Here is a 10,214-nt window from a genome sequence, read left to right as displayed (position 1 = left end):
CCAGCTCCACCTTCTCGAACTGATGCTGGCGGATCATGCCGCGGGTGTCCTTGCCATAGGAGCCGGCCTCGCTGCGAAAACAGGGCGTGTGCGCGACCCATTTGCGCGGCAAGCTGGCGGCATCGCAGATCAGATCGCGAACCAGGTTGGTGACCGGCACCTCGGCGGTCGGGATCAGATAGAAGTCGCGCTCCGGCCCAGGGACCCGGAATAGGTCTTCCTCGAACTTCGGCAGCTGACCGGTGCCGCGCAGGCTGTCGGCATTGACCAGATAGGGTACATAGGTCTCGCTGTAGCCGTGCTCCTCGGTATGGAGGTCGAGCATGAACTGAATCAGCGCCCGATGCAGCCGCGCCATGGGTCCATTGAGCACCGCGAAGCGCGAGGCGGTGAGCTTGGCGGCGGCATCGAAGTCGATCCAACCGCCCGGCACGCCAAGATCGACATGGTCCTTGGGCTCGAAGTCGAAGGCGCGTGGCTCGCCCCAGGTCCGCTCGAGGCGGTTGGCGTTCTCGTCGGCACCATCGGGGACGCTGGCATCGGGAAGGTTGGGGATACCAAGGGCGATCTCGCGCAGCTCGGCTTGAATGCCCTCAAGCTCAGCGTCCATCGCCTTGAGCCGATCGGCAAAGGCAGCGACCTCGGCCTTGATTGGCTCGATGTCCTCGCCGGCCGCCTTGGCCTTGCCGATCGCCTTGGATTTGACGTTGCGCTGGTTCTGCAGCTCCTGCACCTCGCCCTGCAGTGCCTTGCGGCGTGTTTCCAGGGCATCAATGCGGGCGACATCGAGGGTGAAGCCGCGGCGTGCGAGCTGTGTCGCAACCTGGTCGAGCTCGCTGCGGAGGAGTTTGGGGTCAAGCATGGTCGGGTCGATCCGTCATTCTGGGCACGCTCGCAATAGAGCATGGGTTCGTTGTTTGTGGGTCCTGCGCAACCTGCTGCTGCAGTCTCGTTGCTAGGTGCGAAAGGTCGCGATCGACATGGGTCTGGTGACCGAACTGGCGCGCGGTCCTCGGGACGCGGCTCCGAGATCAGTCTTGTCCCGGTGTCGCCGAAGCAGCGTCGCTGCGTTCAACGCTCACGCTCCAAGAGACCACATGCCCGGGCTCGACGAAGTCCTTGATGCGCTCGATCGCGACTCGCGCGCGGTCGGGCTGATCGAAGAACTCCAGCACCAGCGGCAAATCGGTCGATAGATCCACCAAACCAGCACTGTGGACCACACCCGAGGCACCAAAACCGGCGACGCCGCGCGTCACAGTCGCACCCAGTACACCAAGTTCATCGTGCAAACAGTTGAGCAGCGGCTTTAGTCCATGGTCCGATTCGGTCAAGTAGACACGCACCATCGTCGCCCTGATCAAGCCAGCCTCATGGGCCGGGTCCAGATTAGACGCGCTCGCCAGGGGCTTACCAGAAACATGATCGCCATCCACGCCATCAGCATGAACGCCCCGCTTGCTCATATCGCCTTCCGCGCTGATTGCTCGTCTTGATCCGTCGCTTGTGCTGCCTGGCCACCGCTTGGCCACCACCTGTCTGCCACCTGACCGATCGGTGCTCCGAGCATAGCCCGACGCATGATCGCAGCGCACAGCGACAACCGCCAAGCCTTGATGATACCGACCTAGCCGCCGGCGAGACAGTGCAGCAGACTGCCGGCAACCTCGAGCAGCGACCGCGACACCTCGCCTAGCCTGCCAACGGGCGCGTATCCGGGAGGCCGGATGTTACTGATGCCGACCCGGCGACCCCACCCTTGATGGCGCATCTGTCGACCTGATCCAGGCTCAGCGGAGCCCTGCCAAAAACTCAGGGCGGGCTACCCTCGAGGCCACTCGGTCCTCGTCGAGACCTCCGCTCTTCCCCGGCGACCCGGCCCTGGTCCGCGACCGCCTTCGCATGGTCGCGCTCATCCCCGGCGCGACGCTCCGCCAGGCCGCGGATCGCCTCGGTGCGACCGTAGACGACCAAGGTGTCACCAAGCTGCGGCCGGGTGTCGCCCTGCGGCGTGCCCAGCCAGGCGCCATCAGGCGAGGCGATCCCGAGCACCAGCACGCCCTCTTCGGCCGGGCGGATATGGCTCAGTGGGCGGTCGGCTAACCAACCTCCCTCCTCGACGGCGACCTCGGCAATGCGATACTCACCGGCGAGATGCAGCAGTCCTTCGTAGTCGCTGAGCTCGAGTTGCGTAAAACGGTTCAGCGCCCGCTCGACCAACCGTGACAATAACCGGTCCACCCAGCGGCTGGTCGCCACCAGCCAGAGGCCCAGCAATCCCGCAACCAGCAGCGCGATCTTCAGCGCCAGTGGCCAGCCGTCACCGCCTCCATCGCGCACGAAGGCCAGGATCAGCGAGGAGACCGCCGTGACGATACCGGCATTGCCCAGCAGCATCAGGGTCAGCACGATCCGCCGCCGCACCGGATGATTAACGACCTTCTCCGACTCGGTGGTCGTAAAGCCAGCACCGGTGAAGGCGGATCTGGCCTGGAAACGCGCCGTGTGGCGGGCGAGGCCGGTATGGCGCAGCGCGATCGCCGCGATCCGGGTAACGAGGATCGAGAATGTGACGACCAGCAGGAGCGACAGAACGGGGATCATCGGCAGCTCCAGCGGCGCGGGATGCGGCGCTTCAAGATTCGCTCGCTCTGAACACCTAACCGTGCCAGTGACTCAACCTCAGGTAGAACGCCACGCACGGGGCTATATCAGCCGCGCACTGATGATTCCGGCCCAGCAGGCACCGAGACAGAGCAGCACGCTTCCAGCAACATTGAGCATGGCCCGCAGTGCCTCGCCCTGCTCGACCAGCAGGAGGGTCTCGAGTGAAAAGGTCGAGAAGGTGGTGAATGATCCCAAGAAACCAACCAAGACGGCCGCGCGCAGCTCGGGCGCGACCAAACCACGCTCGAGAAACAGCACGAACAGCAGACCCATCGCATAGGAGCCGAAGCCATTCACGGCCAGGGTCCCCCAGGGAAAGTCGCGACCGAAGAGCCGATAGACCCCGGTTGAGACGCCAAACCGCGCCACCGCGCCGAGCGCCCCGCCGCCAGCGATCGCCAGGATCTGTAGCATCACCTGTCCCGTCGTGCTCGGCCAATCATTGGGCGAGCCGCTTAGCTGATGCCCGACCTATTGCGAGCCATGCTGACGGCGGCACCTCATGGTTAATCGGTCCCGATATTAGCACGCTTGGTCTCGGTATCGTTCTGGTCATCCGCGGGCGATGGGGACGACGCCATCGCACCCAGTAGTTTCCCGTCACGCCCTTTCCTCACGCCGTAGTAGTCGAACTCACTGTTGTGGAAACGCTTGGCGGTCTCGGCGAGGTCCCCCGCAAAGCGTGGATCCTGAGGGCGCTCCCAGCTATTGATGAAGGCGGCAACATCCCAGGCCTGCTGATCGGTCAGCTCCAGATAGTTGCCGAGTGGCATGTTGGCCTTGATGAAGGCCGCAGCAATATCGATACGGTGCATCCCGGCTCCCCAGTTGTAAGAGCGCTCGCCCCAGAGTGGCGGAAAGACCATCTCGGCGCCAGCGTAGCCGCCCTGCCCTTCATCGCCATGGCAGACCGCGCAGTGCTCGGCATAGACCAGTTCGCCACGCAGCGGATCGAAGCCCTGCTCGGTCTTCGCCAAGATCGGAAAGCCGCGCCCAGACATCTGTCGATCGCCGGTTGGCGCGTCGGTCGCCAGCCAGTAGATGTAGCTCATCAGCGCTCGGATGGTTGTGCTTTCAGCAGCCGGCGGATGCCCTACCTCGGAGGCCTGCGCATTCATCGAGTACTTGAAACAACCTTGAAGGCGCTCGCTCAAGGTATTGACCTGCTGATTCTTCGCGCGATAGGCGGGATAAGCGACCCAAGCCGCCCACATCGGCGCCGAGCCGGCCAGCCGGCCGGCGTCGAGATGACAGCCCTCGCAGACCTGGTCGTTGCCGACATACTTTCCCGACACCTCGTGACTGTAGGTATGGCTAAAGATGGACTCGCCTAGAGCGACCATCTCGCCAAACTCGTCCGTCGGCCGCTCGCTGCGCTGCGGTGGCTCGAAATGGCGCGCGTCGGCCAATGCACGGCCGGATACCACGGGCCCTTGATGCGGCAGTGGCCCCTTGTGCGCCTTGGACTGCGGCAACGGCCATCTCCAACGGCCTGCCGGTTTTTCCTCCGCCGCCTTCGGAACAGCCGACACAGGGGGCGTCAAGCCAGCCGCGCTCGGCACCCAGGCGCCCGTATCCAGCTCGCGCGCTGTGGTCACCGCCTGCTGTGCTGGCAGCGACGCATAAAAGGCTGCGACTTGCTGCGCCTCCGTTAGCGTCAGCTTGTGCGCGACGGCTGCCATCATGCCATCGTAGTCACCACTGCGCTCACCGGTGCCCCAGGCCGCCAGCTGGCCGACCAGATAGTTGTACGGTTGGCCCGCTAGCGCTGGGAAATGCTCGCCGACACCGATGCCCAGCGGCCCATGGCACTGCTGGCACGCCGGCAAGCGACGGCCTGGCCAGTTGCCATAGAGCGCCAACCATTCGCCGGACTTGGGGTCGAGGTGCTTCGGCACCACGGCATTGCTCGCCGGCGGTAGCGCCGCGAAATAGGCACTCACCGCCGCAATCTCATCCTCGGTCAGCAGCTTCGCCCAGGGTGCCATGATCGGGTGCTGTCGATGCCCGTCACGGAAGTTGCGGATTTGGTTGGCCAGATAAGCGGCGCCCATCGCCGCGAGTCTCGGCGCACCCACCTCCTCGCTGCCACCACCATCAGCCTTGTGGCAATTGGCGCAGGGCTCGATACCGCGCTGCGGATCACCTTGGCTGACGAGCTGCTCAGCGAGCTTGGCATCTGGCGCAGCTGCAGCGGCGGCTAACACCCAAAGCGCGACAAGAAGGCTGAGCACAACCGCACTTATGAAGCGCGCGGAAGGGACAAGGATTATTGTTTGCATCTTGGCGTAAGAACCTGTATTCACGCACATTCTCTGCGCAGCGAGGCACTGCGGCGTTGGATCAGGCGCGAAGATTAGGTAAGCGCCGGACCGCGGTCAAGCTGTACCTGTAGGCACCAGAGCCGCGACCTCAGCATTAGAGGCGATTATCCCCATTCAGCAGGTTGCCGAGACCGCCGAGCACGGAGCCCTCGCCCTGGCTGCCGCCGCGCTGCGGAGCCGCCGCCAACATGCGCCCAGCGAGCCGCGAGAACGGCAGGGATTGCAGCCAGACGCGACCCGGACCGGTGAGCTGAGCAAAGAACACGCCCTCGCCGCCGAACAGCGCGGACTTGATGCCACCGACCTGCTGTAGATCGAAGCTGACCTGCTGCTCAAAGGCGACGATACAGCCGGTGTCCACATGTAGGGTCTCGCCCGGCTGGAGCACCCGCTCGGTCACGCAGCCGCCGGCGTGGATGAACACCAGCCCATCGCCATCGAGGCGCTGCATGATGAAGCCCTCGCCGCCGAACAGGCCGGTCATGATCTTGCGCTGGAAAAAGATACCCATGGCCACGCCTTTGGCCCCGCACAGGAAACTGTCCTTCTGACAGATCAAGGTGCCACCGAGCTCATCGAGCTTGAGCGGGATAATACTACCCGGGTAAGGGGCACCGAATGCGACACGCGCCTTATCCTGTCCGGTATGGGTGAACACCGTGGTAAACAGGCTCTCGCCGGTGACCAGACGTTTCCCGGCACCCATAAGCTTGTCCAGCAAGCCACCGCCCTGACCGCTGTGCGAGCCATCGCCAAACACGGTTTCCATCTGGATCGCCGGGTGCTTGTACATCATTGCCCCGGCCTCGGCGATGGCACTCTCGCCGGGGTCAAGCTCGACCTCGACGTACTGCATCTCGTGGCCAAAGATCTCGTAGTCGACCTCATCTGAGCGCGGTCCGCCAGCCGGTGGCGGCGGCGCGCTGGATGGCATGGAAGCAGCCGGCCCGCTCAGCTCGGTGACCTGAGCGATTGGCTGCCAATCGGCAAAGCCCTCTCGCCAGGCGTAGCCATTGGGATCAGCGGCCGCGCGGGCGCGGGCTTGCTGCAGGTCCAGCGGACCGATCTGTTGGCCGTTGTAGCTTAGGTACCACATGATGGAATTCTCCTCCTGACAGGGAACAAGCTGACTCGAATCATGCATGACAATAAGCTGACGTCGGTGGTGTGGGGGTTTGAGGACAGCTTACGACCCATTGGAGCCATCGGCGCTGCGACAAACGGCGGCGGCAATGCAACCCAAAGTAGACATTTTGGCGCGCTGCGCCGCAGATGCTCGTCCCAGCACCCCGGAACGCGGCCGCCTGCACCGCGCCCGACGTCTGCCAGACCCGCCGCCGCATGTTGACGGCACATCCCGCCTGCGCGGGCCTCCTGTCACATCCCGCACGCGCTAGCCTCGTCATCAGCTCAAACTGATGTACCGATCGGCAATCCACCAGACCTGTGTCGCCCATGCAAACGCCACAAAGGCAACGTGGTAGCGGCTGTTGGCGATGGGGATCGCAATCAAGGCCAATAGGATCAGAACGCCCTGACGGATGGGATACGCGATGCCGAGGGATTGGAAGTGGTCCATCCCCTTCAGCGCCGTGTCGACTAGGTCGACCACAGAAAGAATGATCAGCAGCGAGAAGAACCAAGATCGGCGATCGTAGAAATAGGCCTTGAAATCGTCGTACCCGTCGAGCCGATCAGGGAACAGGACGGCGGCGGTGAAGAAGTAGAGGGCGGCGTAGAAGATCAGGAAGGCGTAGGCCTCGAACGTCCAGCGGTCGAGCCGTTCGAGTGTGAACTCGAACCACCAGAAATGCATGATCATCAGCAGTAGCAGCAGCGACCATGCAACGTGGACACCGTAGGCGCGTTTGCGCTCCGGCGCCTGCACGAAGTGCGCAAGCCCGTTGAGGACTCGCGCTATCGCGAGGCCGGTGACAACGCCCACAATGACCCGGACGTGGAAGAACGCAGCCGGGTCCGGGAGTACCTGGTCCAATCTCGCGGACCGCCTAATGCCGAGGGCCGAAGTACTGCGTGCGAAGTGCTTCGATCGTTCCCGCTTCTTCCGCGCCGATAAGATCGATGGTCATAATCCGTCGCAGCGGGCTGTTCTGAGGGAGGCCAAAGCCATATTTGTCGGGCTCAAAAATCTCTCCGACCACGCGCACGTCATGCTCGGGGCGCGTGTGCGCGAAGTAGTCGAGCACCGGCGCGTCGCCGACGATAGCGTCGATCTCCCCACCTGTGAGCGCCTCGGTCGCCGCATCGATGTTGGCGAACGACACTTTCCTCAGTCCGTTCTCGGTCGCGAACTCCTCCGCGGTGCTCCCCGTCATGACGCCGACCGTCTTGCCCGGGAGGTCGGAGACACCGCTGATGCGGTCGGTTAGGGCGATCGTCGTCATCACGCTCGTCACTGTGGAGGTGACATAGGCCAGCACCGCGACGCCACAGACCAGCCACAGGCCCGCCCAGATGCGCCCGACCCATCCGAACAGTTTCGTGCGCGATGGCGGCTTACCCGAGACCGCGACCGACATGACCGTGTAGAAGCTCTCGGCCACGCCGTCGCGCCAGCGCTTGGGAAAGTTCGGGTCCATCCGGCGATCGAACAGCGTCAACAGCAGTGTGGCGCCCAAGATGATGCCGACGATCCAGGCGTAAACGCGCAGATGCCCGGTATCCGCCAAGCCTTGCAAGACGCTGCCGAACCCGCTCCGTGGCGCGTCGCTGATCATGATCTGGAGACCGGCATCGAACCAGGGGTGGGTGAAGTCGATGTGCTCTGCTCGGGCTTCGGTGATCGTCAGGTTGGTGACGGCGACATCGATCTCACCCTCGCGGACGGCGCCGACCAAATCGCGGAATGTTTCGAACTCGACAAAGTCGGTCTCGAACCCGCGTTCTGCCGCGACCGTGTTCCAGAGGTCGATCGCCATGCCCGAATAGCCGTCATCCGTCCGCACGACGAAGGGCGGACTGAGATAGAGCCCCGCCTTGAGCGTTTCGGTTGGCTCCGCCGATTCCGAAGGCGCGTCCTGTGCGAATGCCGGCGCGCAGACGGCGACTTGCCAGAGCAGGAGGGTCAGCATGCACGCGAAGCTCCGGCCAAGCACTTGACCGATAGAGCGTTTGATTCGGTAAGACGCCATAGCCTGTTGCCCTATTGCCCGCCGCATGACGCGTCCCCCTCCTCACAGTTCAGCTGCGCCGCGAGCCGCTTGGTCTGCGCGCGGGTCAGGCCCTCGCGACAGGACGAGGCGACCATGGCATGAACGCTGCCATCCTGGGTTCCCGCGCTTTCGAAGGCGCATTGAGCATCGCGGTACAGGTTCCAGGCGCGCTCGGCGGATTTCAGCTTCACCAATCCCGCCTCCGTGACCTGCTGTTTGAGCGTGTTATAGGTGCTGTTGAGCTCGGCGTCCGCCGCCTGAAAGCTGCGCTCTGCGCACTCGTTCATTTCAAGTTGGCTGCTGGCGTTCTCGCAATCGGTCGTTTGAGCAAACGCTGGGAAGCACAGCAAACCGAACGTGGCCGAGGTTGCTAGGAGAGATTTCATCGCGCTTGTTTTCCTCGCTATTTAGGCCTTGAGGCATCACCAGCCGCTTAGGCAGCCAGTGTGCGAAGTACCAAGAGGCATCAGTGTTCTGGCGGCGTCGGTCCGGCAATGGATCAGCGTGTCGTGTAACCGCCGTTCGCGACAATCGTCTGACCGCTTATCCATCGGCCGTCTGTCACCAAGAACTTCACAATGCTCAGCCGCCAGGTGCTACGCTTCCTTAAGCTCGCGTTTCTCAAGCCAGCCTCGCCACAGCTCTATGAGCAGCAGCTGCGGCCATTATTGATGGCATACCTGTGATGGGGAGCCGGACACCGTTGGGCCCGGTGCAAAGTGACAGTCAGACACGGTGGGATCCGCCTGGCGTCTGCCTATTTAGCCGAGACCAGCGCGTCCTCACCCATCGCGTCGATCAAAACGTCCACATTGGTGCAGAAGGCATCCGGGTCCATGGAGAATTCGGCGAACATGCCGCCCATGGCGATCCCGAGCGACATCATTACCAGTCTTTCGGCATAGGCGGTCTGTTCAGCGTCGAGATCAGCCTTGTCGACATGGTCGAGCGTGGCGACAGCCTGCGCCAGCCGCGTGTAGTCCATCTCGTAGGTCGTGCACACCCGGGCAACAACCGCCTGATAGGCGATAATCTCCATTGTGGCTTCCTGCTCGGATGTCAGAATCGAGTCCGCGAAGCCGAGCGCTTGCAGGTAGACATCATAGGCGACCGACTCCGCGTCTTTGGCTGGTGGCGTGTTCGCCGGCGCGTTTTGGGCGAAAGCGGAAGTTACCATGACGCCTGCAAGGATTGCAGCGCCGAAAAGCTTTAGATATGTCATCCGCCAAACTCCTTGTAGGTCCAAGCCGCATCGTAGTTGCCATAAACGCTCTCGCAAACCTCGAGGCGCGGATAGCAGATCACACCGACCTGCGGTCTGTAAGAGCCGGGATTGTAGGTGGGCTGACTGTAGCCGCTGTGGGACTGGTGGTGCTGGTGCTTGTCGCCATCATCAATGGCCGAGATTATCGCCGCACCAACAAGGGCCGCTGCGAGCTTGTCCGCGGTGTGATGGCTGTGATGGGCAAGTGCCACATGGCTGGCAAAGGCCGCAACGACGGCAAACCCTGCAAGTGCTAGTCTTCTTGTCATTTCAGCATCTCCTTTTCGACAAATCTGAAATATACGGGTGGCAAGGATGCTAAACCGAAAGCGGGCATGAAGACAAGTTGGCGAGGACAACCGTTGGCCTAAAGCAGAAATGTGCCCTTTCCATAAATTTAAGGTGTCTTCTTATTGTTTATTGTCCGAAGCAAGGTTAAAACCACCGCCTTTAGGCGGTCAGATTTATCTTTGAAGCCTTTTGTGAGGCGTGCTGACAGAGATGGACTATCGGTATGGTAGCCACACGGTTTTCAAGATTCAGTACCACTTTGTGTTCGTCACGAATTATCGCTACCACGTGCTGAGAGGAGATGTTGCGCTCAAAGCTCGAGAACTGATCCGCCAGGCCTGCCAGGCGTTTGAGATCGAGATTCTCAAGGGCGTTGTCAGCAAAGACCACATCCACGTTCTGGTGTCAGCGCCTCCCAACATGGCGCCGAGTGAAATCATGAGGCGGATCAAAGGACGGACCTCGACCAAGCTGTTCGAGACGTTTCCGGAGTTG

At 62.4% G+C, this 10,214-nt stretch carries 11 protein-coding genes and 1 pseudogene; 1 reads left to right on the top strand and 11 read right to left on the bottom strand.

The features are described from left to right. The 11 genes and pseudogenes from serS to ACY693_RS08725 form a co-directional block, all read right to left on the bottom strand. The coding region (serS, locus tag ACY693_RS08775) for a serine--tRNA ligase (protein WP_462321448.1) at positions 1 to 862 on the bottom strand (862 nt) is incomplete at its 3' end. Positions 863 to 1,031: 169 nt separating this feature from the next. Further along, positions 1,032 to 1,466 carry a DUF190 domain-containing protein gene (locus tag ACY693_RS08770; RefSeq protein WP_462321447.1) on the bottom strand — a complete coding sequence of 145 codons (435 nt, stop codon included), beginning with the start codon at positions 1,464 to 1,466 and terminating at the stop codon, positions 1,032 to 1,034. A 346-nt stretch (positions 1,467 to 1,812) separates the two neighbouring features. Next, entirely contained in the window at positions 1,813 to 2,604 is a 792-nt protein-coding gene (locus ACY693_RS08765; protein WP_462321446.1) for a TrkA C-terminal domain-containing protein, read from the bottom strand. Positions 2,605 to 2,706: 102 nt separating this feature from the next. Beyond that, positions 2,707 to 3,081 (bottom strand): fluoride efflux transporter CrcB, encoded by a 375-nt coding sequence (crcB, locus tag ACY693_RS08760; protein ID WP_462321445.1) that lies wholly within the window; start codon positions 3,079 to 3,081, stop codon positions 2,707 to 2,709. 92 nt (positions 3,082 to 3,173) lie between these two features. After that, positions 3,174 to 4,901, bottom strand: coding sequence for a c-type cytochrome (locus ACY693_RS08755; protein ID WP_462321444.1), 1,728 nt, complete (start codon positions 4,899 to 4,901; stop codon positions 3,174 to 3,176). Positions 4,902 to 5,085: 184 nt separating this feature from the next. After that, positions 5,086 to 6,087, bottom strand: coding sequence for a TIGR00266 family protein (locus ACY693_RS08750; protein WP_462321443.1), 1,002 nt, complete (start codon positions 6,085 to 6,087; stop codon positions 5,086 to 5,088). Between the two features lie 309 nt (positions 6,088 to 6,396). Continuing rightward, positions 6,397 to 6,987 (bottom strand): hypothetical protein, encoded by a 591-nt coding sequence (locus tag ACY693_RS08745; RefSeq protein WP_462321442.1) that lies wholly within the window; start codon positions 6,985 to 6,987, stop codon positions 6,397 to 6,399. 13 nt (positions 6,988 to 7,000) lie between these two features. Beyond that, positions 7,001 to 8,083: a transporter substrate-binding domain-containing protein gene (locus ACY693_RS08740; RefSeq protein ID WP_462321441.1), complete on the bottom strand. Its 1,083-nt coding sequence runs from the start codon at positions 8,081 to 8,083 to the stop codon at positions 7,001 to 7,003. Between the two features lie 182 nt (positions 8,084 to 8,265). Further along, a pseudogene (locus ACY693_RS08735) lies at positions 8,266 to 8,451 on the bottom strand (lysozyme inhibitor LprI family protein); the annotation flags it as partial. 470 nt (positions 8,452 to 8,921) lie between these two features. Beyond that, entirely contained in the window at positions 8,922 to 9,386 is a 465-nt protein-coding gene (locus ACY693_RS08730; RefSeq protein ID WP_462321440.1) for a hypothetical protein, read from the bottom strand. Further along, positions 9,383 to 9,697 (bottom strand): hypothetical protein, encoded by a 315-nt coding sequence (locus tag ACY693_RS08725; protein ID WP_462321439.1) that lies wholly within the window; start codon positions 9,695 to 9,697, stop codon positions 9,383 to 9,385. The genes ACY693_RS08730 and ACY693_RS08725 overlap by 4 nt, the downstream gene beginning before the upstream one ends. 232 nt (positions 9,698 to 9,929) lie before the next feature. On the opposite strand from ACY693_RS08725, the gene tnpA reads away from it, so the two are divergent. After that, positions 9,930 to 10,214 (top strand): IS200/IS605 family transposase (gene tnpA, locus ACY693_RS08720; protein WP_462321438.1); only part of this gene is annotated, 285 nt, incomplete at its 3' end.

It is taken from the genome of Halochromatium sp., assembly GCF_054919635.1.
Note: the sequence above shows the minus strand (reverse complement) of the source record. Positions and strands in the feature narration are given on the sequence as shown.